This window comes from Streptomyces muensis, assembly GCF_021474425.1.
In the GTDB taxonomy this organism is placed as follows: domain Bacteria; phylum Actinomycetota; class Actinomycetes; order Streptomycetales; family Streptomycetaceae; genus Streptomyces; species Streptomyces muensis.
This window is the reverse complement of the sequence record NZ_JAKEIP010000140.1, coordinates 1-22284: the sequence shown is the minus strand read 5'-3', so window position 1 is coordinate 22284 and position 22284 is coordinate 1. Positions and strand designations below refer to the sequence as shown.

21 protein-coding genes and 5 tRNA genes are annotated in these 22284 nt (G+C 69.4%); 12 read left to right on the top strand and 14 right to left on the bottom strand.

What is annotated here, in order from left to right; genetic code table 11:
• The first annotated feature begins 109 nt into the window (after window positions 1-109).
• Both cofC and L0P92_RS27760 read left to right on the top strand, forming a co-directional pair.
• Window positions 110-748: a 2-phospho-L-lactate guanylyltransferase gene (cofC, locus tag L0P92_RS27765; protein ID WP_234765784.1), complete on the top strand. Its 639-nt coding sequence runs from the start codon at window positions 110-112 to the stop codon at window positions 746-748.
• Between the two features lie 87 nt (window positions 749-835).
• On the top strand, window positions 836-1039 hold the full coding sequence (locus L0P92_RS27760) for a hypothetical protein (protein ID WP_234765783.1): 204 nt from the start codon (window positions 836-838) through the stop codon (window positions 1037-1039).
• Window positions 1040-1117: 78 nt separating this feature from the next.
• On the opposite strand, the gene L0P92_RS27755 is transcribed toward L0P92_RS27760, so the two are convergent.
• The 4 genes from L0P92_RS27755 to leuC all read right to left on the bottom strand — a co-directional run bounded on the left by L0P92_RS27755 (window position 1118) and on the right by leuC (window position 4432).
• On the bottom strand, window positions 1118-1768 hold the full coding sequence (locus tag L0P92_RS27755) for an HU family DNA-binding protein (protein ID WP_234765782.1): 651 nt from the start codon (window positions 1766-1768) through the stop codon (window positions 1118-1120).
• 137 nt (window positions 1769-1905) lie between these two features.
• Complete coding sequence (locus tag L0P92_RS27750; RefSeq protein WP_234765781.1) at window positions 1906-2136, bottom strand: SCO5555 family protein; 231 nt, start codon at window positions 2134-2136, stop codon at window positions 1906-1908.
• A 265-nt stretch (window positions 2137-2401) separates the two neighbouring features.
• Window positions 2402-2995: a 3-isopropylmalate dehydratase small subunit gene (gene leuD, locus L0P92_RS27745; protein ID WP_234765780.1), complete on the bottom strand. Its 594-nt coding sequence runs from the start codon at window positions 2993-2995 to the stop codon at window positions 2402-2404.
• Between the two features lie 6 nt (window positions 2996-3001).
• Complete coding sequence (gene leuC, locus L0P92_RS27740) at window positions 3002-4432, bottom strand: 3-isopropylmalate dehydratase large subunit (protein WP_234765779.1); 1431 nt, start codon at window positions 4430-4432, stop codon at window positions 3002-3004.
• 202 nt (window positions 4433-4634) lie between these two features.
• On the opposite strand from leuC, the gene ndgR reads away from it, so the two are divergent.
• The gene (ndgR, locus tag L0P92_RS27735) at window positions 4635-5351 is read left to right on the top strand and encodes an IclR family transcriptional regulator NdgR (protein ID WP_031485194.1); all 717 of its coding nucleotides are present in this window, start codon (window positions 4635-4637) and stop codon (window positions 5349-5351) included.
• 222 nt (window positions 5352-5573) lie between these two features.
• Here ndgR and L0P92_RS27730 read toward each other — a convergent pair whose 3' ends face one another.
• Window positions 5574-6083, bottom strand: coding sequence for a DUF4188 domain-containing protein (locus L0P92_RS27730; protein ID WP_234765778.1), 510 nt, complete (start codon window positions 6081-6083; stop codon window positions 5574-5576).
• Between the two features lie 89 nt (window positions 6084-6172).
• On the opposite strand from L0P92_RS27730, the gene L0P92_RS27725 reads away from it, so the two are divergent.
• Window positions 6173-6826, top strand: a complete 654-nt coding sequence (locus L0P92_RS27725; protein WP_234765777.1) for a MerR family transcriptional regulator — start codon at window positions 6173-6175, stop codon at window positions 6824-6826.
• Between the two features lie 37 nt (window positions 6827-6863).
• Here L0P92_RS27725 and L0P92_RS27720 read toward each other — a convergent pair.
• The 9 genes from L0P92_RS27720 to L0P92_RS27680 all read right to left on the bottom strand — a co-directional run bounded on the left by L0P92_RS27720 (window position 6864) and on the right by L0P92_RS27680 (window position 10806).
• Window positions 6864-6936, bottom strand: a tRNA-Glu gene (locus L0P92_RS27720).
• A gap of 44 nt (window positions 6937-6980) precedes the next feature.
• Window positions 6981-7052 (bottom strand) — tRNA-Gln (locus L0P92_RS27715).
• Window positions 7053-7072: 20 nt separating this feature from the next.
• Window positions 7073-7145: transfer RNA gene (locus L0P92_RS27710), tRNA-Glu, on the bottom strand.
• A gap of 29 nt (window positions 7146-7174) precedes the next feature.
• Window positions 7175-7247 (bottom strand) — tRNA-Glu (locus L0P92_RS27705).
• Window positions 7248-7268: 21 nt separating this feature from the next.
• Window positions 7269-7340: transfer RNA gene (locus tag L0P92_RS27700), tRNA-Gln, on the bottom strand.
• A 91-nt stretch (window positions 7341-7431) separates the two neighbouring features.
• Window positions 7432-8160: an HAD family hydrolase gene (locus L0P92_RS27695; RefSeq protein ID WP_234765776.1), complete on the bottom strand. Its 729-nt coding sequence runs from the start codon at window positions 8158-8160 to the stop codon at window positions 7432-7434.
• Window positions 8161-8239: 79 nt separating this feature from the next.
• On the bottom strand, window positions 8240-9724 hold the full coding sequence (gene gltX / locus L0P92_RS27690; protein ID WP_234765775.1) for a glutamate--tRNA ligase: 1485 nt from the start codon (window positions 9722-9724) through the stop codon (window positions 8240-8242).
• Entirely contained in the window at window positions 9708-10493 is a 786-nt protein-coding gene (locus tag L0P92_RS27685) for a fumarylacetoacetate hydrolase family protein (RefSeq protein ID WP_048580618.1), read from the bottom strand. The genes gltX and L0P92_RS27685 overlap by 17 nt, the downstream gene beginning before the upstream one ends.
• A 127-nt stretch (window positions 10494-10620) precedes the next feature.
• Complete coding sequence (locus L0P92_RS27680; protein ID WP_234765774.1) at window positions 10621-10806, bottom strand: hypothetical protein; 186 nt, start codon at window positions 10804-10806, stop codon at window positions 10621-10623.
• 601 nt (window positions 10807-11407) lie between these two features.
• On the opposite strand from L0P92_RS27680, the gene L0P92_RS27675 reads away from it, so the two are divergent.
• The 8 genes from L0P92_RS27675 (at window position 11408) to L0P92_RS27640 (ending at window position 21954) form a co-directional block, all read left to right on the top strand.
• Complete coding sequence (locus L0P92_RS27675) at window positions 11408-15181, top strand: sensor histidine kinase (RefSeq protein WP_234765773.1); 3774 nt, start codon at window positions 11408-11410, stop codon at window positions 15179-15181.
• Window positions 15182-15190: 9 nt separating this feature from the next.
• Entirely contained in the window at window positions 15191-15604 is a 414-nt protein-coding gene (locus L0P92_RS27670) for a roadblock/LC7 domain-containing protein (protein WP_093910158.1), read from the top strand.
• Window positions 15605-15718: 114 nt separating this feature from the next.
• Complete coding sequence (locus L0P92_RS27665; protein WP_003997626.1) at window positions 15719-16117, top strand: DUF742 domain-containing protein; 399 nt, start codon at window positions 15719-15721, stop codon at window positions 16115-16117.
• Window positions 16098-16673, top strand: a complete 576-nt coding sequence (locus L0P92_RS27660) for a GTP-binding protein (protein ID WP_030051303.1) — start codon at window positions 16098-16100, stop codon at window positions 16671-16673. Before L0P92_RS27665 ends, L0P92_RS27660 begins: the two co-directional genes overlap by 20 nt.
• 390 nt (window positions 16674-17063) lie before the next feature.
• Window positions 17064-20294 carry a sensor histidine kinase gene (locus L0P92_RS27655; protein WP_234765772.1) on the top strand — a complete coding sequence of 1077 codons (3231 nt, stop codon included), beginning with the start codon at window positions 17064-17066 and terminating at the stop codon, window positions 20292-20294.
• Window positions 20295-20304: 10 nt separating this feature from the next.
• Window positions 20305-20718: a roadblock/LC7 domain-containing protein gene (locus L0P92_RS27650; protein ID WP_004983065.1), complete on the top strand. Its 414-nt coding sequence runs from the start codon at window positions 20305-20307 to the stop codon at window positions 20716-20718.
• A gap of 95 nt (window positions 20719-20813) precedes the next feature.
• A complete protein-coding gene (locus L0P92_RS27645) occupies window positions 20814-21392 on the top strand; it encodes a DUF742 domain-containing protein (protein ID WP_234765771.1) in 579 nt (192 codons plus the stop codon).
• Complete coding sequence (locus tag L0P92_RS27640) at window positions 21373-21954, top strand: GTP-binding protein (RefSeq protein ID WP_026248371.1); 582 nt, start codon at window positions 21373-21375, stop codon at window positions 21952-21954. Before L0P92_RS27645 ends, L0P92_RS27640 begins: the two co-directional genes overlap by 20 nt.
• Window positions 21955-22284 lie beyond the last annotated feature (330 nt).

Genomic DNA, 22284 nt, shown 5'->3' with positions numbered 1-22284 from the left:
ACCCCCACCCTTGCAAGGAGCTTCGCCCCCTCCCTTTACCGTCACCGCCAGATGGCGCCGGTGACGGCTGAGTGACAATGGCCGCGACTAGAGAGGGAACGAAACGCTCGTGCAGTGGACCTTGGTCATACCCCTGAAGCCCTTGGCGCGGGCGAAGAGCAGGCTCTCGGACACCGCGTCGGACGGGCTGCGTCCGGGCCTCGCCCTCGCGTTCGCGCAGGACACGGTGGCCGCGGCGCTGGCCTGCCCGGCGGTCAAGGATGTGGCAGTCGTCACGAACGACCCCCTGGCCGGCCGCGAGCTGGGCGCACTTGGCGCCCATATCGTCCCCGACGAGCCGGGAGGCGGCCTGAACGCGGCCCTGGCACACGCGACGGCCGTCGTACGCTCCGCCCGCCCCGAAAGCCCCGTAGCGGCCCTGAACGCCGATCTTCCCGCCCTGCGCCCCCTGGAATTGGCCCGGGTCCTGGACGCGGCAACGGAATTCCGCCGCGCTTTTCTCCCGGATGCGGCAGAGATCGGCACGACACTGCTCACCGCGACCTCGGGCCAGGAATTACTGCCGGCATTCGGCCAGGATTCCCGGTCCCGCCATCGCGGCTCAGGGGCTGTGGAACTCGACCTCGAAGACGTTGAATCCGTTCGCCAGGACGTGGACACGGGCAACGACCTTCGCGCGGCCTTGGCCTTGGGCGTCGGCCCGCGAACGGCAGCCGCAGCAGCACGTCTACTGATCGAGGAACGGTAGCTGCCACCCCCTCAGGGGCGCGGGGAACTGCGCGACCAGCCCCCACGGCGCCGCACTCGAAACACAACCCGTCGTAGGGTTACCGCTATGCAGGCCACCGCATACACCTACGACGAGAACACCCGCTCCGGCAGCGTCCTCCTGGACGACGGCACCCCCGTCCCCTTCGACGCCCCCGCCTTCGACGCCGGAGGCCTACGCCTGCTGCGCCCCGGGCAACGGGTCCGCATCGAGACGGAGGGCGAGGGCGAGTCCCTGCGCATCACGCTGGTGACGCTGCAGACCCTGTAGCCCCGCGAACGCCGTCCGAACACGCCGCGGGCCGGACTCCACACGGAGTCCGGCCCGGCGCGTGAGTGCCCCTGCGGTCTACCTCTTGCGGGCGGTCGCCTTCTTGGCGGTGGTCTTGCGAGCCGTCGACTTCTTGGCGGGCGCCTTCTTGGCGGTCGCCTTCTTCGCCGGGGCCTTCTTGGCCGTCGCCTTCTTGGCGGTCGTCTTCTTCGCCGCGGTCGTCTTCTTGGCGGCGGCCGTCGTGGTCTTCTTCGCCGGAGCCTTCTTCGCGGCGGTCTTCTTGGCGGCGGCCGTCGTCTTCTTGGCCGGAGCCTTCTTCGCGGCCGCCTTCTTCGCCGCGGCCGCCTTGGTGGTCTTCTTCGCGGCGGCCTTCTTGACCGTCGCCGCGGCACCACCCGTCAGGCTGCCCTTGGGCGCCTTCTTGACGGCGACCTCGCCGCCCCGCGGGAGCTTCTTCGAGCCGCTCACCAGGTCCTTGAAGCCCTGACCGGCACGGAAGCGCGGAACGGAGGTCTTCTTGACCCGAACCCGCTCGCCCGTCTGGGGGTTACGGGCGTAACGAGCAGGCCGATCGACCTTCTCGAACGAACCGAAGCCGGTGACCGAGACCCGCTCACCCGCGACGACCGCGCGGACGATGGCGTCCAGTACATGGTCGACAGCATCGGCGGCCTGCTGGCGGCCGCCCATCTTGTCGGCAATCGCTTCTACGAGCTGCGCCTTGTTCACGTCTTCCCCTTCGGAGACATCGCCAGAACGAAAGTGTTCAAGCTTTTTCGCACGTTAGGCAGATATATACCGCAAATCAAACACGAAACGGGCTAATCACCCTTGTGCCGCAACAGACTCGACTGTCTCGAAGGTGTTCAGCGTTCCTCTTCGGGGAATCGTCCCGCGTCGAGATCCGCCATGAACCGCTCCAGACGCCTTGTCGCTTCGGCGACGTCGTGCTTGGCCGCGGCCGTAATGACCAGCAGCTTCCGGGTCAGCGCCATCCGTACGCCCTCCGGGACTTGCAGTGCGCGCACCCTTGAGTGCGCTTCCTTCAGTTGGTCCGCGACTGCCGCATAGAGCTCGAGTTGGCCGTCGTGTTCCATGCACAGATTGTGCCATCTGGGGCGAGTTGTCGCCTGCCAGGGGTGCAACTCCGGCCTCGAATGGCCTTCCGGGCACTTGCGGAAGTCACGGCCACACCACTCGCGTACCCCCGCAACGCCCCTCGTAACGTGGGAAGTTGAGCGGCGAGCGCAACCGGCGCAGGGCCGTTCGGGTGCAGACATGGCAGTACCCCCGATCGGGCTGATCGGGGGTACTGAGGGGGTGTTGCGGTGTCCGAAAGTCGCCTTGCGCGGCGGCCCGGGCTCAGGCCTGGAGCGTGCGCGGCTTGAACGACGGCCGCTTCGCCTCGTAGGCGGCGATGTCGTCCTCGTTCTGGAGGGTGATCGAGATGTCGTCGAGGCCGTTCAGCAGCCGCCAGCGGGAGTTCTCGTCCAGCTCGAAGGAGGCGGTGATGCCCTCGGCGCGCACCTCGCGGTTCTCCAGGTCGACGGTGACCTCGGCCTGCGGGTCCTTCTCGGTGAGCTCCCACAGCGCGTCCACGATCTTCTGCTCCAGAACCACCGTGAGCAGGCCGTTCTTGAGCGAGTTGCCGCGGAAGATGTCGGCGAAGCGGGAGGAGATGACCGTCTTGAAGCCGTAGTTCTGCAGCGCCCACACGGCGTGCTCACGGGAGGAACCGGTGCCGAAGTCGGGACCGGCGACCAGGACCGTGGCGCCCTGCCGCTCGGGCTGGTTGAGGACGAACGTCTCGTCCTTGCGCCAGGCCTCGAACAGCCCGTCCTCGAAACCGTCCCGCGTGACCTTCTTGAGCCAGTGAGCAGGGATGATCTGGTCGGTGTCGACGTTGGAGCGGCGCAGCGGGACGGCCCGGCCGGTGTGCTTGGTGAATGCTTCCATGGCTGATCAGACTCCAGCGGGCGTACGGTTCTCGGCGTCGGACAGGTCGGCCGGGGAGGCCAGGTGGCCCAGTACGGCCGTGGCGGCCGCGACCTGCGGCGACACCAGGTGCGTACGACCGCCCTTGCCCTGCCGGCCCTCGAAGTTGCGGTTGGAGGTGGACGCGGAGCGCTCACCCGGGGCCAGCTGGTCGGGGTTCATGCCCAGGCACATGGAGCAGCCCGCGTGCCGCCACTCGGCGCCGGCCTCCTTGAAGACCACGTCCAGGCCCTCGGAGACGGCCTGCAGACCGACCCGCGCGGAGCCCGGGACGACCAGCATCCGTACGCCGTCGGCGACTTTGCGGCCCTTGACGAGCTCGGCGGCGGCGCGCAGGTCCTCGATGCGGCCGTTGGTGCAGGAGCCTACGAAGACGGTGTCCACCTTGATGGAGCGCAGCGGCTGTCCGGCCTCCAACCCCATGTATTCCAGGGCCTTTTCGGCGGCGAGGCGCTCCGAAGCGTCTTCGTACGAAGCAGGGTCGGGGACGGATGCCGAAAGCGGCGCGCCCTGGCCGGGGTTGGTACCCCAGGTGACGAACGGCGACAGCTCGGCGGCCTCGATGACGACCTCGGCGTCGAACTCGGCGTCGTCGTCGGTCTTCAGCGTCTTCCAGTACGCGACGGCCGCGTCCCAGTCCTCGCCCTTGGGGGCGTGCGGACGGCCCTCCAGGTAGTCGAACGTGGTCTGGTCGGGGGCGATCATGCCCGCGCGGGCACCGGCCTCGATCGACATGTTGCAGATGGTCATCCGGGCCTCCATCGAGAGCTTCTCGATGGCGGAGCCGCGGTACTCCAGGACGTAACCCTGGCCGCCACCCGTACCGATCTTGGCGATGATCGCCAGGATCAGGTCCTTGGCGGTGACACCGTCGGGCAGTTCGCCGTTGACCGTGATCGCCATGGTCTTCGGGCGGACCAGCGGCAGCGTCTGGGTGGCCAGCACGTGCTCCACCTGGGAGGTGCCGATGCCGAACGCCAGGCCGCCGAAGGCACCGTGCGTGGAGGTGTGGGAGTCACCGCAGACGACGGTCATGCCGGGCTGGGTCAGACCCAGCTGCGGGCCGACCACGTGCACGACGCCCTGCTCGACGTCGCCCAGCGGGTGCAGACGCACACCGAACTCGGCGGCGTTCGCGCGCAGCGTCTCCAGCTGGACGCGGGAGACGGGGTCCGCGATGGGCTTGTCGATGTCGAGGGTCGGGGTGTTGTGGTCCTCGGTGGCGATGGTGAGATCGAGCCGGCGCACCTTCCGCCCGCTCTTACGCAGCCCGTCGAAGGCCTGCGGGCTGGTCACCTCGTGCAGCAGGTGCAGATCGATGAAGAGGAGGTCGGGCTCGCCCTCGGCGCGCCGGACGACATGGTCGTCCCAGACCTTCTCCGCGAGTGTCCTACCCATCGCTTTCCCTCCGGCCGGTATACGGTCCACCGGCCCAACTAGAGATCTTGAGAAGGCGGCAACCGCCCGCGCCCCTGCTTCCGGGCGTCCGCCGCCAGGCCCGTTGTGATTCACGGGCCGCTCTGCCTTCGTTCTTCCAGAGTGGCGTGTTCCACGGAAAATTGAACTTGCGTTTCACAGAGTGAGACGCGAGTATCGTTGCATGGACAACAGTAGCGGCGTCGGCGTTCTGGACAAGGCAGCCCTTGTCCTGAGCGCCCTGGAGTCCGGTCCGGCCACCCTCGCAGGGCTCGTCTCGGCCACCGGACTGGCACGACCCACGGCACATCGACTGGCCGTGGCCCTTGAACACCACCGCATGGTGGCGCGTGACATGCAGGGCCGTTTCATTCTCGGCCCTCGCCTGGCGGAACTGGCCGCGGCGGCCGGTGAGGACCGTCTCCTCGCCACCGCGGGCCCGGTCCTCACCCACCTCCGCGACGTCACCGGCGAGAGCGCACAGCTCTACCGCCGCCAGGGCGACATGCGCATCTGCGTCGCCGCGGCGGAGCGTCTGTCCGGTCTTCGGGACACGGTCCCGGTCGGCTCGACGCTCACGATGAAGGCGGGTTCCTCCGCCCAGATCCTCATGGCCTGGGAGGAGCCGGAGCGCCTGCACCGCGGCCTGCAGGGCGCCCGCTTCACCGCGACGGCCCTGTCGGGCGTACGACGCCGAGGCTGGGCCCAGTCGATCGGCGAGCGCGAGCCGGGCGTCGCGTCCGTCTCCGCGCCGGTGCGCGGGCCGTCGAACCGCGTGGTGGCCGCCGTGTCCGTCTCCGGTCCCATCGAGCGCCTCACCCGCCACCCCGGCCGCATGCACGCCCAGGCAGTCATCGACGCCGCCGCGCGCCTCTCCGAGGCCTTGCGCCGCACGGGCTGAGGACGCGACGTCGCCGTACGTCAGGACAGGGCAGCCTCAACGCCGCGGCAGCCCTGGTCCGACGGTCCGGTGACCCACCCCAGGGGCGCGGGGAACTGCGCGATCAACCACCGACGACCCGCACCCGCCCCCATCCGAGGCCCCCGCGGTGCAGAATCTGCCACCACCGGCCGTCAGCCGACCATCGCACCGCCATGGCTGGTCGCGCAGCTCCCCGCGCCCCTAGGGAGTTGCACTCCCCGACCTGTGAGCGAACCGGTCCTTCGCGTACCGCCCGCGCGCAGCGACCGGCACCTGCCCATGCGCCGCCGCCAACCCGAACGCCGGCATGTCCGCGTAGATCGACTCGTACGCCCCCTCCGGCACCACGTACGCCTCGTGCCAGATCCCCACGTGCCCGCGCGCCTTCCCGGCCCGCTCCTTGCGGTTGATGATCGCCCACACCTTGTGGTGAAACATGTCCGGCGCCGTCGCGTACGCGTACAGCTTCTCCTTGGACTCCCAGTATTGGACGACGTAGTACGTCCGCGGTGAAGCCGTCAGCAGTACTCGCCCCAGCAGCCCCCGGTCGCCGTCCCGCGCAAGCTCCCCCAGCATGCGGAACATCGACAGCATGACCGGGAGCCACTGGTGCACCGCCCAGAAGTGGTTGATCCGCATCCCGATGAGCAGGACCACCACATCGCCCTCGGCATCCGCGGTCGTGCGACCCAACACCGGCTTGGCGAACATGACGGCCCCCTGGCTCCGTAACCGGATAGCGGCACTATCCTTCTGGTCGGTGTTTGGATAGTGGCACTTCCCAATGAGAGGCGCAAGAGATGCGGCTGGCGGAGCTCAGCGAGCGCAGTGGGGTGCCCATCGCGACGATCAAGTACTACCTGCGCGAAGGCCTGTTGGCGCCCGGCCGCCAGATCAACGCCCGCACCGCCGAGTACGACGAGGAGCATCTGCGCCGGCTGCGTCTGGTGCGCGCGATGATCCAGGTCGGACGGGTGCCGGTGGCGACGGTCCGGGAGGTGCTCGGGCACGTCGACGACGACGCCCTGCCCCGGACGATCCGCCTGGGCGCGGCCCTGTGGGCGTTGCCGCAGGTCCCGGAGCCGGACGAGGACGACGAGTACGTCCGGGGCGCGCACGACGTGGCCGATGAACTGCTGGAGTCCCTGGGCTGGTCGAACGCCAAGGCGCTGGTGACGATCTCACCCTCGTACCGTTCGCTGGTGGTGGCGATGGCCGCGCTCAGACGGCTCGGTTACGACTGGGATCCTCAACTGCTGCTGGCGTACGCCCGGTTGATGCACGGAGCGGCGGTCCTCGACCTGGACTTCGTCGAGACCCATGCCTCGGAGGCCGAGAAGGTGGAGACGGCGGTCCTGGGGGCGATCCTCGTCGAGCCGATGCTTCAGGCGCTGCACCGGCTGGCGCAGGAGGAGGAGTCCGCGCGTCGGTACGGCTTCGGTGAGCAGGAATGACGAAGGCCCTCCACCGAAGTGGAGGGCCTTCACTGTGTACCCCCGACCGGATTCGAACCGGCGCTACCGCCTTGAGAGGGCGGCGTGCTAGGCCGCTACACAACGGGGGCGAGGATCGTGCAAGCGTTTAATGCTACACCGCCGCAGATCCGAGCTGGTCTACCTGGACTCGAACCAAGACTAACTGAACCAGAATCAGTCGTGCTGCCAATTACACCATAGACCAATGTGGTTTAGACCAGTTTGTACCCCCGACCGGATTCGAACCGGCGCTACCGCCTTGAGAGGGCGGCGTGCTAGGCCGCTACACAACGGGGGCCCTAGCGATCCCGAGTTGATCGAGATCAGTACCCCCGACCGGATTCGAACCGGCGCTACTGCCTTGAGAGGGCAGCGTGCTAGGCCGCTACACAACGGGGGCTTTGCAGATGAGCTCTGCGAGCTGGCCTACCTGGACTCGAACCAAGACTAACTGAACCAGAATCAGTCGTGCTGCCAATTACACCATAGGCCACTGGAACGCAAGCCCCTGAGGGGATCTTGTTCTAGTTTGCTCCTCCGGGTTCCGGCCTTTCGGCCCGCTCCTCGGCGGCGCAGGAAGAACATTACCCGAAGGTGGACGGGGCTCCAAAACGGGTATCCGCGCCGAGCAGCGCGGGGAGTTCGGAGAGGGAGCCGATCCGGTGCGGTCCGCCGAGGGCGTCCGCGCTGGTGTACACGCCCGCACGGTCGATCCAGACCGACAGCAGCCCGGCCTGCGCGGCACCCCGCCCGTCGATCTCCGGGTGATCGCCGACGTACGCCACCTGGTGCGGGGCGAGCTCCAGTGCGGCGCAGGCGGCGTGGAAGGCACCGGCCTCCGGCTTGGAGACGCCGAGCTCGGCGGCGCACAGGATGGCCTCGAAGCGGTCGTGCACACCGAGGACACGGAGTTTGCGGTCCTGGACGTGGATGCTGGAGTTGGACAGCACCGCGTGCCGGTGGCTGGCGGCGAGGGCGTCCAGGACGGGCAGGACGTCCGGGAACAGGGCCCAGGCGGTCTCGTAGTGCGCGATGTAGCGCTCGAACCACGCGTCGGCCTCGGCGTCGGTCAGCTCCGCGCCCAGGAAGACCCGCACGCGGTCACGCCGCTGCTCCTCGAAGGACACCTCGCCCGCGGAGAACCGCGCCCACTGCGCGTCGGTGATCGCCCTCCAGCGCGCGATGGCCTGCTCGACACCGTCGTACTCCTCCAGCAGCCCCTCGGCCGCCAGATGCAGACGCATTCCGGCGCGGTCGGCCCCCGTGTAGTCGAAGAGGGTGTCGTCGACGTCCCAGACAACGGCTTTGATCACCCTGACAGACTGGCACACTGCGCACGCCTGAGGGGCGGCACCCGGGATTCGGGTGCCGCCCCTCACGTAGGTGGGCGTACTACGCCGCGAGCCTCGCCAGCGCCGCGTCGATGCGGGTCAGGGTCGTGTCCTTGCCCAGCACCTCCAGGGACTCGAAGAGGGGCAGGCCGACCGTGCGGCCGGTGACGGCCACGCGGACCGGGGCCTGGGCCTTGCCGAGCTTGAGGCCGTGGGCCTCGCCGGCGGCCAGGACGGCCTCCTTGAGGGACTCGGGGGAGGTCCAGTCGGCCGCGTCCAGCTTCTCGCGGGCCGTGCGCAGGAGGGCGTCGGAGCCCTCCTTCATGGCCTTGGTCCAGGACTGCTCGTCGAAGACCGGCTCCGGGAGGAAGAGGAAGTCGACGTTGTCCGTGATCTCCGAGAGGACCTTCAGGCGGGTCTGGGCGTGCGGGGCGATGGCGTGCCACTTGGCCTCGTCGAAGGCCTCCGGGGACCAGGGGGCGAAGGGAGCCTTCAACCAGGGGGCGCAGCGCTCCGTGAAGTCCTTCACGTCGAGCAGGCGGATGTGGTCGCCGTTGATCGACTCGCACTTCTTCAGGTCGAAGCGGGCCGGGTTGGGCTGGACGTCGGCGACGTCGAAGGCCGCGACCATCTCGTCCATCGTGAAGATGTCCTGGTCGGCGGAGAGCGACCAGCCGAGGAGGGAGAGGTAGTTGAGGAGGCCCTCGGGGAGGAAGCCGCGCTCGCGGTAGAGGTTCAGCGAGGACTGCGGGTCGCGCTTGGAGAGCTTCTTGTTGCCCTCGCCCATCACGTACGGCAGGTGGCCGAAGGCGGGGATGCCCTTGGCGATGCCGAGCTCCATCAGGGCCTTGTACAGGGCGATCTGACGGGGCGTCGAGGAGAGCAGGTCCTCGCCGCGCAGGACGTGGGTGATCTCCATCAGGGCGTCGTCGACCGGGTTGACGAGGGTGTACAGCGGGGCGCCGTTCGCGCGGACGATGCCGTAGTCCGGGACGTTCTCCGGGGTGAAGGTCAGCTCGCCGCGGACCAGGTCCGTGAAGGTGATCGTCTCGTCGGGCATGCGGAAGCGGACGATCGGCTCGCGGCCCTGCGCCTTGTACTCCTCGACCTGCACGTCGCTCAGGTCGCGGCAGTGGCCGTCGTAGCCCGACGGCTTGCCGGCCGCGCGGGCCGCCTCGCGGCGCGAGTCCAGCTCCTCCTGGGAGCAGTAGCAGCGGTAGGCGTGGCCGGCGTCGAGGAGCTTGGCCGCGACGTCCTTGTAGAGGTCCATGCGCTGCGACTGGCGGTACGGCGCGTGCGGGCCACCGACCTCGGGGCCCTCGTCCCAGTCGAAGCCCAGCCAGCGCATCGAGTCGAGCAGCTGGGTGTAGGACTCCTCGGAGTCGCGGGCCGCGTCGGTGTCCTCGATGCGGAAGACGAGCGTGCCCTGGTGGTGCCGGGCGAACGCCCAGTTGAACAGGGCGGTGCGGACCAGGCCCACATGGGGGTTACCGGTGGGCGAGGGGCAGAAACGTACGCGGACGGGTGCGCTAGCCACGCTTGACAACCTTGTTGGTGAGAGTGCCGATGCCTTCGATGGTGACGGCGACCTCGTCGCCGACGGTGAGCGGCCCGACGCCTGCCGGGGTGCCCGTGAGGATCACGTCGCCGGGGAGCAGCGTCATGGCCTCGGAGATGTTGACGATCAGATCCTCGATCGGGTGGATCATCTCGCTGGTGCGGCCGAGCTGGCGTTGTTCGCCGTTGACCGTGAGCTGGATGGTCAGGTCGGCGGCCGTTTCGAGGGCCAGGTCCGTCTCCACCCAGGGGCCCAGCGGGCAGGAGCTGTCGAAGCCCTTGGCCCGCGCCCACTGCTTCTCGCGCTTCTGGACGTCCCGGGCCGTGATGTCGTTGGCGCAGGTGAAGCCGAAGATCACGTCCTTGACGCGGTCGCGCGGGACCTCGCGGCACATGCGGCCGATGACGACGGCCAGTTCGGCCTCGTGGTGGAGGTCCTCGGTGAAGGACGGGTACTGGATCTCGTCGCCGGGGCCGATCACGGAGGTGGACGGCTTGAAGAAGGCGAACGGGGCGTCGGGCACCTCGTTGCCCAGCTCCCGGGCGTGCTCGGCATAGTTGCGGCCGAACGCGACGACCTTGTTGGGGAGCACCGGGGGCAGCAGACGCACCTTGCTGAGCGGGACCTTCGTGCCGGAGAGCTCGAAGTCCGCGAACGGGATGCCCTTGATGATGTCGAGCACGAGCTCGTCCGGCTTGTCGCCCTCGACCGCGCCGAAGGCGACGTTCCCGTCGATGGAGAATCTGGCGATGCGCACGGGATGCTGCGCCCCTCACTTGAGCCGGCTGGAGTCTGACGCTCCAGGCTAACGCGGGGAGGGGCGGGAGCCTCGCGCATTACCGCCGTACCCGGGCGCTTTGAGTGATCCCGGGCCGGTGCGCGTATTACCCGGCGACGGAGGCCGTGGCGGGGGCCTCCACGAGGATGGTGCGCCGCGGGTTGGCGGTCTGGGTGGGGAGGTCGACGGAGTGCTCCTGCTCCGGGGTCTGCAGGGCGTCGGCGTCCTCGAGGTGCGCCAGCGTCGTGCGCCGCGGGTTGGCTATGTTGTGGAACATCGTCGTCGTCTTCACGGTTGTACGTGACCCTGTTCGTGTCGGGGCGCCGGTGGAGCCTGGTCTCGCGCGGGCGCGGGGTTGTCAAAGTCTTACATGATGTAAAGCGTCAGGCTAAACACGCGATTCCCCTCCGAGGTCACGGGGACCCTTGATGTTCGTGTGAGTTTGCTCACGAGCCTGCAAATAAAACGGGCAATTCGGGCTCGCAATTCACCCCCATGAAACGGACATTCGCCCCCTGAACCCATCATTCCGCTCCTGATCATGGCGACTGGGACACCTCCCGCGCCCGGGCGGCTCGCGGGCATAAGTCCGTTATGAGCCGGATCAGTTTCTACGGCAGGTAATCTCGCCCTCACGTGGTGTCACGTATGTCACGGCTCGACCTACGGGCCTTGTTGGAGATCCTGCACTGTGCTGGAATTCCACGGACCGCCGCAGGATCGAGCCGGCGCACAGGGGGCGCACCGAGCGCCTGGTGGCGGCGAGATAGGGGGAAACCAGCGCCGGTCACTCACGACCACCGGGGAGCGTGTTCAGGACGCTCCCCATTGACGCCGACACCGTGTCCGTCCGTTCACGCGGAGGGGCGCCTGGTCCAGAGGTTGCGACGCTAGTGCAGGGACGTTTCAAGAGGGATGGCAGCGCTTCGGCGGAGCCGGAGCACGGCGGGACCGACCGAGGTCCCTCGACCCAGCACGCCCAGAACCAGGGGGGCCCGGCCCTGTCCGTCGACGGCGGTGAGCGCTCCGGGCGCCCCGCCGTGTCGGCGTCCGCGGGGGCGGTGAATCCCTCCCCGCCGGCCCCCAAGAAGGCCCCCAAGGGCACCGGTGGCCCGGGCACGCGAATAGCCCTGCGCAACTGGCGTATCTCCACGCGTCTTGTCGCGCTGCTGACGCTTCCGGTGGTCGCTGCCACCTCGCTCGGTGCCCTGCGCATCAGCGACAACATGGACGACATCCAGCAGCTCGACAACATGAAGCTGCTGACGGACATGACCAAGCGGGCCACCGAGCTCGCCGCCGCGCTCCAGGAGGAGCGCGACCAGTCGGCCGGTCCGCTCGCGCACGGCGCCAAGGCGACCGACTACACGGTCAAGGGCTACCGGGACAAGACCAACCGGGCCCGTGACAGCTTCATCGAGGCGTCCGAGGAGATCGACGACTCCAGCAAGGACGGCAACCTCAAGGGCGTCCGCGAGAACCTCGTCCAGCTCGTCGGCGACCTGGGCACCATCGAGAAGATCCGCAGCACCGCCTACGAGGCCAAGGACAACTCCACGCAGACCGTGGAGGCCTACCACCGGCTGATCACCAACCTGCTCGGTCTCTCGCAGGACATGGCGGAGGCGACCAGCAACCCGGAGATGATCCAGAGCACGCGTGCCCTGGCGGCGTTCTCCACCGCCAAGGAGTACGCGTCCATCCAGCGCGCGGTCCTCGCCGCCGCGCTGCCCGCGAACAACGACAGCGTCGGCGACCTCTCCGAGAACGACCGGCTCTACGCCGAGTCCGCGCTGGCGAGCCAGCGCTCCGAGCTGAAGAGCTTCCGGAGCATCTACGGCACCCAGGGCGCCGCCGACCTGCTCAAGTCGATCGAGAAGGGCAACCCGACGATCACGGCGAGCGACAAGTACGCCAACCGTGCGCTCGGCAACCCCAACGCCCTCGATGACCTGGAGAAGCGGTCGTACCGGGACTGGGTGGACGACAGCACCACCAAGATCCAGCAGATGCGCGCCATCGAGACGACGCTGCTGGAGGACATGGAGCAGAAGGCCCGCGAGCTGCGCAACGAGTCGGAGCGCGAGGCGATCATCTCCGGTGCGCTGATCCTGCTCGTGCTCGGTGTCTCGCTGGTCGGCGCCTTCGTCGTCGCCCGCTCCATGATCCGCTCGCTGCGCCGCCTCGAGGAGACCGCCACCAAGGTCGCCCAGGACCGCCTGCCCGAGCTGGTCAAGCAGCTCTCCGAGTCCGACCCGCAGGACGTCGACACCTCCGTGGAGTCGGTCGGTGTGCACTCCCGGGACGAGATCGGCCAGGTGGCCGCGGCCTTCGACGACGTGCACCGCGAGGCGGTCCGCCTCGCCGCCGAGCAGGCCCTGCTGCGGGGCAACGTCAACGCGATGTTCACCAACCTCTCGCGCCGCTCCCAGGGCCTCATCCAGCGTCAGCTCTCGCTCATCTCCGAACTGGAGTCCCGCGAGGCCGACCCGGACCAGCTGTCCTCCCTCTTCAAGCTCGACCACCTCGCGACGCGTATGCGCCGTAACGGTGAGAACCTCCTCGTCCTCGCGGGTGAGGAGCCCGGCCGACGCTGGACCCGCCCGGTCCCGCTGGTCGACGTGCTCCGCGCCGCCGCGTCCGAGGTGGAGCAGTACGAGCGCATCGAGCTGGCCGCCGTGCCGACCACCGAAGTGGCCGGCCGCGTGGTCAACGACCTCGTGCACCTGCTCGCCGAGCTGCTGGAGAACGCGACCTCGTTCTCCTCGCCGCAGACCAAGGTCAAGGTCACCGGTCACGCGCTGCCCGACGGCCGCGTCCTGATCGAGATCCACGACACCGGCATCGGCCTCTCCCCCGAGGACCTCGCCGCGATCAACGAGCGGCTCGCCTCGCCGCCCACCGTGGACGTCTCCGTCTCCCGCCGCATGGGTCTGTTCGTGGTCGGTCGACTCTCGCAGCGGCACGGCATCCGCATCCAGCTGCGCCCGTCCGACTCCGGCGGTACGACCGCGCTGGTCATGCTGCCCGTCGACGTCGCCCAGGGCGGCAAGAAGCCCGCTCCGGGCAAGCCCGGTCAGGGCGGTCCCGGTGGTGCCGGCGGTCCCGCCGCCGCGCAGGCCGCCGCTGGTGCGGCCGCCGCCCGTCGTCAGGCCCAGGGCGGTGGCGGCCCCCTCGGCGCGGGTGCGCCGGGTGGCGGTGCCCTCGGTGCCGGTGCGTCCGGCGGTGGCCGGCTCGGCGCCGGTCAGGGGCCGCGGGCCGCGCTGCCCGGACGTGACGGTGGCGGAATGCCGGGTGGACCGGGTGCGCCGCGTGGGCCGCAGGGCCAGGGCGGCGCCCCGTCGCAGGGCCGGCCGGCTCCCGCGGGTGCCGGCTTCGGCGGCCAGGCTCCGGGTGCGCCGCAGGGCATGCAGGCCGCGGGCATGGGTGCGGACGGGTTCGGCGGCGGCCAGGACGCCTTCGGCGGCTCCCGTGGTCCCGGCCGCGAGCAGTCCCGGCCGGGTGGGCCGGGTGCACAGCAGGCACCGCAGTCCCCGCCCGCCGGCGGTGAGAAGGGCCGTCGTGGCCGTCAGCCGCAGCTTCCGCCGCGCGGTGGTCCGCGTGCCGAGCTGCCCGGCGGCAATCAGCCCTCCCGCCCCAGCTGGAGCGACGAGAACGCGCAGCCGCCGGTGCCGCGCGCCTCGCTCGACACTCCGCGCGGGCACGACGAGGACCCCTCGCAGACCTCCCGGATGCCGCGGATCGACGACCGCCAGGGCCCCGGCTCCACGGCGGAGATCCCGGCGATCCCGCGCCCGGACGCCCGCCCGGACTTCGACGCCGCGAGCCCGTCCTCGTACAACCCGCAGAGCACGGGCCAGTTCGCCCGCCCCGCCGCGAACGAGCAGCAGGGCACGGGTCAGTTCGTCCGCTCGGACGTCTTCGGCGCCCCGAACGGGCAGAACGCTCCGGCGCAGCAGGGCCGGCCGACGGCTCCGCAGGCCGCTCCGCAGGGGTACGACGGCAGCTCGACGGGCCAGCACGCGCTGCCCGGCCGCCAGAACCCCGAGTCCACCGGGCAGTTCGAGCGGCCGCAGGTCAACGGCACGTACGGCGGCAACGGCGGCTTCGGCGCCCCGCAGCCCCCGGCTCCGGCACCGGCGCGTCCGCAGCAGCGGCCCGTCCGGCAGGAGCCCGAGGCGCTGCCGCCGGCGACGGGTCCCGGTGACGGGCGTACGCCGCTGTACGACACGTTGGAGACCAACTGGTTCCACGGCGGTCCGCAGGGGCGTCAGCCCGGGGCGAACGGCTCGGCTCCGGCCTCCGCTCCCCAGGAGCCGCAGGCTCCCGCGGCTCCCGCGCAGTCGTCGTCCGCTCCCCAGCGGACCTCATCGACCGCCTGGCGCAGCTCGCCGAACGACGATCTCGTCCGGCAGGCGGAACGCGTCCGGCAGCCGGCCGCGGGCGGGGTCACGACCTCCGGCCTGCCGCGCCGGGTACCCAGGGCGAACCTCGTCCCGGGTACGGCTCAGCAGCAACAGCACCAAGCCGGTCCGCAGGTCTCGCGTGCGCCTGACGACGTACGCGGCCGGCTGACCAATCTCCGTCGGGGTATCGCGCAGGGTCGTGAGGTCCGCAACGGCCAGACCGGCAGCTTCCCGAACCCCACTCACCAGCAGGAGCGTTAGTTGAGCCAGATGAGCCAGGCGGCACAGAACCTCAACTGGTTGATCACCAACTTCGTGGACAACACCCCCGGGGTGTCCCACACCGTCGTCGTGTCCGCCGACGGTCTGCTGCTGGCGATGTCGGAGGGCTTCCCCCGCGACCGCGCCGACCAGCTGGCGGCCGTCGCGTCGGGCCTGACGTCGCTGACCGCGGGGGCCTCGCGGATCTTCGACGGCGGCAGCGTGGCACAGACCGTCGTCGAGATGGAGCGGGGATTCCTCTTCCTCATGTCCGTCTCGGACGGTTCCTCGCTCGCCGTCCTGGCACACCCCGAATGCGACATCGGCCTCGTCGGCTACGAGATGGCGCTGCTGGTCGACCGGGCGGGCGCGGTGCTCACGCCGGACCTGCGCGCCGAACTCCAAGGCAGTCTGCTCCACTGATCACCCGCGGATCCACCCGTCTCACCAAATCACCGTCCGGCCGCCACAATCCCCGCACTGGCCCCCACCCAGACGGCTTGACTGACCGACTTGCTGTCCCCGCCCGGAGGATTCATGACCCCGCCCACCGCCTCTCATGATCCGTACGCGGAGCCGTACGAGGATGAGGGCGACCAGCCGCTGGTACGTCCGTACGCGATGACCGGCGGCCGGACCCGGCCGCGCTACCAGCTGGCCATCGAGGCTCTGATCAGCACCACGGCAGACCCGGCAGCACTCATGGGGCTCCTTCCGGAGCACCAGCGCATCTGCCACCTGTGCCGTGAGGTGAAGTCGGTCGCGGAGGTCTCCGCGCTGCTGTCCATGCCGCTGGGTGTGGCCAGGATCCTCGTCGCGGACCTCGCCGAGGCCGGCCTGGTCGCCATCCACCAGCCGGGCGGCGACGAGAACAACGGCGGCGCTCCGGATGTGACGCTGCTCGAAAGGGTGCTCAGTGGACTTCGCAAGCTCTGAACCAGGCCGGGCGACCACCTCCGCGAAGATCGTGGTGGCGGGTGGCTTCGGCGTGGGCAAGACCACGTTCGTCGGCGCGGTCTCGGAGATCAACCCGCTGCGCACCGAGGCCGTCATGACGTCCGCGAGCGCGGGCATCGACGACCTCACGCACACCGGTGACAAGACCACCACCACGGTGGCGATGGACTTCGGTCGTATCACCCTGGACCAGGACCTGATTCTGTACCTCTTCGGTACGCCCGGCCAGGACCGCTTCTGGTTCATGTGGGACGACCTGGTACGCGGCGCCATCGGGGCCGTCGTGCTGGTCGACACCCGCCGTCTCGCCGACTGCTTCCCCGCGGTCGACTACTTCGAGAACAGCGGGCTCCCGTTCGTCATCGCCCTCAACGGCTTCGACGGACACCAGCCCTACACGCCCGACGAGGTGCGCGAGGCGCTGCAGATCGGCCCGGACGCGCCGATCATCACCACCGACGCCCGCCACCGTGCCGACGCCAAGAGTGCGCTGATCACGCTGGTGGAGCATGCGCTGATGGCCCGGCTGCGGTAGGTAAGTCAAGAGCGCCATACGGCAGTTGTCGTAGATGTGCCGGAGCCGGCTGTGGCTTTTGACACGGTCGGCTTCGTTGTTCATAACGTTTCGGCAGAGGAATCGGGTGGTACGGCCACTCGTCGCGGTCAACCGGTGTCGCTGCGCGCACGAATGCCCCGTCTTTTGACGGGGCTCGCTCTTTATGACCGTTTTATCTGGGCCTTACCTCACGTGGAATGATCCGCTTCCACTGTTTGGAAGAGCACAGGCCGACGTGCTGGAATGCGAGAACTGCCCAATAGTCAAAGACGTACTCAGCAGTACTGCGTACTACTCGATGGCGAACTGGGCTCTGAGACACAGCGGCACATACGTAGGTGCCGACCCCGCCGGAAGGTTGTTGGTCGAGTGAGGCGAAGCAAGAACAGTCCCGAGCCGTCGGCCCGGGGCAACTTCACCCCGCCGCCGCGCGGAGCGGCGCCCGCCCCTGTGCCCGGATCGGAACCGACGACGGCGCCCGCGCCAAGCGGCGGCCGTCTCTCCCCGCGCAACTGGCGCGTGCCGACCCGGCTGAACGCGATCCTGCTCATACCCGTGCTGGTCGGCCTCGTCATGGGCGGCTTCCAGGTGAAGAGCTCGATCGACACCTGGCAGGAGGCCGAGGACGCGGAGAACACCGCGCGTCTGGTCGCCGCCGCACTCACCTACGGCGATGCCCTGCTGGAGGAGCGCGACTCGACCGCCGCTCCCCTGCTCCAGGGCAAGGGCGAGGACGACCCGACGGTCGTGGCCGCCCGCAAGAAGACCGACGAGGCCGCCGACGCCTTCGACGTGGCCGCCCAGAACATGCCCGACCGGGCGAACCTGGTGCGCCGTCTGGAGCGCTTCCGTGAGGTCGAGCCGGATCTGACGGACCTGCGCGCGGCCGCGTACACCAACAAGCTCACCGGCGTGCAGACCGAAGAGGGCTACGTCGAGGTCGAGCACCGGCTGCTGGAGTTCTCCAACGAGCTGGGCCTGGGCACCGGAAACATCACCAGCTACGGCCGTACCGTCTACGCCATCTCGCTGACCAAGGGCGCCCTGTCCCTGGAGCGCTCCATCGGTATGCACATGCTGGTCAAGCCGGGCCCCAAGGCCACAGACCTGGCCAGGCAGCGCGTCGCCCTCTCCTCGTACGCCTACCTGGAGGGCATCGCCATCCAGGAGTACCAGAGCGGTGGCACCGAGGCGGACATCCAGAAGCTCCAGGACGCCACGACGAAGATCAAGGCCGACGGCGCCGCCATGGCCGCCGCCGCCAAGCAGAAGAACCCGGACTACGTGGCGCCGCCGGCCGACCCGACCAAGATGGTCGGCGCGCTGGCCCAGCTGAGCTCCACGGACACCAGTGAGCGTGCGGCGCTCGCCCAGCAGGGCATCACCGCCGAGAACTGGTGGGCGGTCAACACCCTCAAGTACAACGCGTACCGCGACATCGAGAACGACCTCGCCAACACCGCGGTGAACGAGGCCTCGGTCATCTCCGACGACGCCAAGCGCGACGCCCTGATCACCGGTGCGGCCGTCGTGGTCGCCCTGCTCGCCGCGTTCATCCTGGCCGGCATGGTCGCCCGCCAGATGTCCCGCTCGATGCGCCAGCTGCGCAACGCCGCCTTCGGCATCGCCGAGCAGCGGCTGCCGATGCTGGTCGACCAGCTCTCGCGCACCGACCCGGGCCGCGTGGACACCCGCGTCCAGCCCATCCCGATCAACACCCGCGACGAGATCGGCGAAGTCGCCCGCGCCTTCGACCAGGTCCACCGCGAGGCCGTCCGGCTCGCCGCCGAGCAGGCCCTGCTGCGGGGCAACATCAACGCGATCTTCACCAACCTGTCGCGCCGCAACCAGTCGCTGATCGAGGGCCAGCTGACCCTGATCACCGACCTGGAGAACAACGAGGCCGACCCGGACCAGCTGGAGAACCTCTTCAAGCTGGACCACCTCGCGACCCGTATGCGCCGCAACGGCGAGAACCTCCTGGTCCTCGCCGGCGAGGAGCCCGGTCGCCGCTGGGACCAGCCGGTCCCGCTGGTCGACGTGCTGCGCGCCGCCTCCTCCGAGGTGGAGCAGTACGAGCGCATCGAGCTGTCGGGCGTCCCGGAGGCCGAGATCCACGGCCGCGCGGTCACCGACCTCGTGCACCTGCTCGCCGAGCTGCTGGAGAACGCGACGACGTTCTCCTCCCCGCAGACCAAGGTCCGTGTCACCGCGACCCGTCTCCCCGACGGCCGCGTGATGATCGAGATCCACGACAAGGGCATCGGCCTGACCGCCGAGGACTTCGCCGACATCAACCACAAGCTGGCCAACCCGCCGACCGTGGACGCCGCGATCTCGCAGCGCATGGGCCTGTTCGTGGTCGGCCGGCTGTCCGACCGGCACGGCATCCGCGTCCAGCTGCGTCCCTCGGGCGAGCAGGCCGGCACCACCTCGCTGGTCATGCTGCCGGACGCGATCACGCACGGTGGCGGCGGCGAGCAGCAGCCGGCCCAGGACGAGTTCACCGTCTCGCAGATCATCCCGGAGCAGCAGTTCCAGGGTGAGAACTTCAACCAGCCGCAGCTGCGCACCGCCGCCGAGCTGGGCTTCGACGACAGCCGCTACGAGGTTCCGGACGACCTTCGCGACCTGGACCCCGTCGGCCGCTCCCTGATGCGGGAGGAGCGCCGGGCGGCTCTGGAGGCCCAGAACCACGCCCAGGCGCCCGCGCTGGAGAACCCCGAGGCGCCGACGTACGACGAGTTCACCGGTCAGCCGGCCTACGACGACGGCCGGGGCGGCTTCCCCGAGCAGCCCGGCGGCTACGACCCGCAGCAGGCGCAGCCGACGTACGAGGATCAGCGGCAGACGCAGTACGAGGAGCAGCAGCGTCCGGCGTACGACGACACGTACTACGCGCCGAACGGCGGCCTGTCGCAGAACGACACCTTCTCGTCCAACGGCGGCTACCCCGAGCCCTCCTATCCGGAGCCGGTCCGTGAGGAGCCCGCCGCCGCGAGTGCCTCCGCCCCGGAGAGCTTCCCGGCCTTCGAGCAGCGGCGTCACCAGGACGACTGGCCGCAGCAGAACGGCTACCGCAACGGCTACGAGGACCAGTACGCTCCGGAAACGGAATCTGCGCAGGCCGATGACGCCAGTGAGCGCGACCGCGTAGGCTTCGACCGTCCGGGACCGGCCTCCCCCGCCGCCCACGCACTGACCGACGCCGGCCTTCCCCGCCGCGGCTCCGCCGCGAGCGGCACCAACGGCGCCCGGCCGGCGCGGCAGGAATCACCGGCCCCCACGCCGGAGAGCAACGGCGACAGCAGCTGGCGTTCGGCGAACGACGACCGCTGGCAGCAGGCCGCGCAGCTCCGGAAGCCCAAGGCGGGCGGGGTGACCTCCTCCGGCCTGCCGCGGCGGGTACCCAAGGCCAACCTGGTCGAGGGAGCCGCCGAGACCACCCCCCAGGGAGGTCCACAGATCTCCCGCGCTCCCGAGGACGTCCGGGGCAGGCTGAGCAACCTGCGCCGCGGTGTCCAGCGGGGACGCAGCGCGGGAAGCGAAACGAACGGTCAGGGCTTCGGTTCTGACAGCACCTACAACCAGGAGCGTTAGTGTGAGCCCGATGAGCCAGGCGGCACAGAACCTGAACTGGTTGATCACCAACTTCGTGGACAACACCCCCGGGGTGTCGCACACGGTGGTGGTCTCCGCCGACGGACTCCTTCTGGCGATGTCCGAAGGGTTTCCGCGCGACCGCGCCGACCAGCTCGCGGCCGTCGCCTCCGGTCTGACCTCGCTGACCGCGGGTGCCTCGCGGATCTTCGAGGGCGGCAGCGTGAACCAGACGGTTGTGGAGATGGAGCGGGGATTCCTGTTCATCATGTCCATCTCCGACGGATCGTCGCTCGCGGTTCTCGCACACCCCGAGGCGGACATCGGCCTCATTGGGTACGAGATGGCGCTCCTGGTCGACCGTGCCGGTACGGTCCTGACGCCGGATCTACGTGCGGAGCTCCAGGGCAGCCTGCTCAACTAACAGACAGTCGGTGCGTTTTGGCGTCCCGGGGCCGTAAGGTTTCGGGACGCGGCTCCACATGATGGGTGCCAGGCACAGTCGGAGGAGGAGAGAAAGTGGCAACACCCCCAGGCGGTTCATCGTCGGGTAATTGGTCGTACGGCCCCGGCCAGGGCCAGAACGACGGTTCCCAGAACCCGAACCGTTACAACTTCCCCTCCACGCCCAGCCAGCGGCAGCCGTACGCTCCGCAGGGCCCCGGGCCCTCGCCGTACGACCAGCCGCCGGCACCGCGCATCCAGCCGGTGCAGCCGCAGCGACGCGCCCCTGAGCCGGCGCCCGCAGGGGCGTCGAACAACCCCTTGGTGCGCCCGTACGCCATGACCGGCGGACGGACGCGCCCGCGCTACCAGCTCGCCATCGAGGCGCTGGTGCACACCACCGCGCAGCCGCACCAGATGCAGGGCCAGTTGCCCGAGCATCAGCGGATCTGCAACCTCTGCCGCGAGATCAAGTCGGTGGCGGAAGTCTCCGCCCTCCTGACGATCCCTCTCGGCGTGGCCAGGATCCTCGTCGCCGACTTGGCGGAGGCGGGCCTGGTCGCCATCCATCAGCCCGGCGGCGACGAGAACGCCGGCGGCCAGCCAGACGTGACACTGCTCGAAAGGGTGCTCAGTGGACTTCGCAAGCTCTAGCGGCGGTCCTTCCCGCTCCACCACCTCCGCGAAGATCGTGGTGGCGGGCGGCTTCGGCGTGGGCAAGACCACGTTCGTCGGCGCCGTCTCGGAGATCAACCCGCTGCGCACAGAGGCCGTGATGACTTCCGCTTCGGCGGGCATCGACGACCTCACCCACACCGGAGACAAGACGACCACGACGGTCGCCATGGACTTCGGCCGTATCACCCTGGACCAGGACCTGATCCTGTACCTCTTCGGTACGCCCGGCCAGGACCGCTTCTGGTTCATGTGGGACGACCTGGTGCGCGGCGCCATCGGCGCGATCGTCCTCGTCGACACGAGGCGCCTCGCTGACTGTTTCCCCGCGGTGGACTACTTCGAGAACTCGGGGCTTCCCTTTGTGATCGCCCTGAACGGGTTCGACGGGAACCAGCCGTACAACCCGGACGAGGTCCGTGAGGCCCTCCAGATCGGTCCGGACACTCCGATCATCACGACCGATGCCCGTCATCGGGCGGACGCGAAGTCTGCGCTTATCACGCTGGTCGAGCACGCCTTGATGGCTCGGCTGCGGTAGGTAAGTGGTTCTTGCGGCTACTGGGCTGCCACGGACGGTTGTATGCCGTCTGCGGCAGCCCATTGGCTTGTCGCGCCCGCGCGGCGGAGCCGCAAATCGATACAGCCCCGCGCCCCTAGGGGCGTTGGGGGCGCGGGGAACTGCGCGAACGGCCCACGACTACCCGCAGGCGCCCACGAGACAGCACCCCCGAGCTCTCATGCGCCACATGCCAACGGCCCCGCCCTCCCGACCGGGAGAACGGGGCCGTACAAGCGCCGCGGGCTACCGCCAGCTGTGCGGGGCGCGGAAGCCGCCCTCTCGTTCCAGGCGGCGCCAGCCGGCCCGGGG

What these genes read in the sequence shown, in the direction of transcription:
- L0P92_RS27650 (WP_004983065.1), top strand. Translation starts at nt 20,305, where the DNA reads ATGAGCCAGGCGGCACAGAACCTGAACTGGTTGATCACCAACTTCGTG.
- leuC (WP_234765779.1), bottom strand. Translation starts at nt 4,432, where the DNA reads ATGGGTAGGACACTCGCGGAGAAGGTCTGGGACGACCATGTCGTCCGG.
- leuD (WP_234765780.1), bottom strand. Translation starts at nt 2,995, where the DNA reads ATGGAAGCATTCACCAAGCACACCGGCCGGGCCGTCCCGCTGCGCCGC.
- L0P92_RS27670 (WP_093910158.1), top strand. Translation starts at nt 15,191, where the DNA reads ATGAGCCAGGCGGCACAGAACCTCAACTGGTTGATCACCAACTTCGTG.
- L0P92_RS27665 (WP_003997626.1), top strand. Translation starts at nt 15,719, where the DNA reads ATGACCCCGCCCACCGCCTCTCATGATCCGTACGCGGAGCCGTACGAG.
- L0P92_RS27730 (WP_234765778.1), bottom strand. Translation starts at nt 6,083, where the DNA reads ATGTTCGCCAAGCCGGTGTTGGGTCGCACGACCGCGGATGCCGAGGGC.
- ndgR (WP_031485194.1), top strand. Translation starts at nt 4,635, where the DNA reads ATGGACAACAGTAGCGGCGTCGGCGTTCTGGACAAGGCAGCCCTTGTC.
- L0P92_RS27750 (WP_234765781.1), bottom strand. Translation starts at nt 2,136, where the DNA reads ATGGAACACGACGGCCAACTCGAGCTCTATGCGGCAGTCGCGGACCAA.
- L0P92_RS27760 (WP_234765783.1), top strand. Translation starts at nt 836, where the DNA reads ATGCAGGCCACCGCATACACCTACGACGAGAACACCCGCTCCGGCAGC.
- L0P92_RS27725 (WP_234765777.1), top strand. Translation starts at nt 6,173, where the DNA reads ATGCGGCTGGCGGAGCTCAGCGAGCGCAGTGGGGTGCCCATCGCGACG.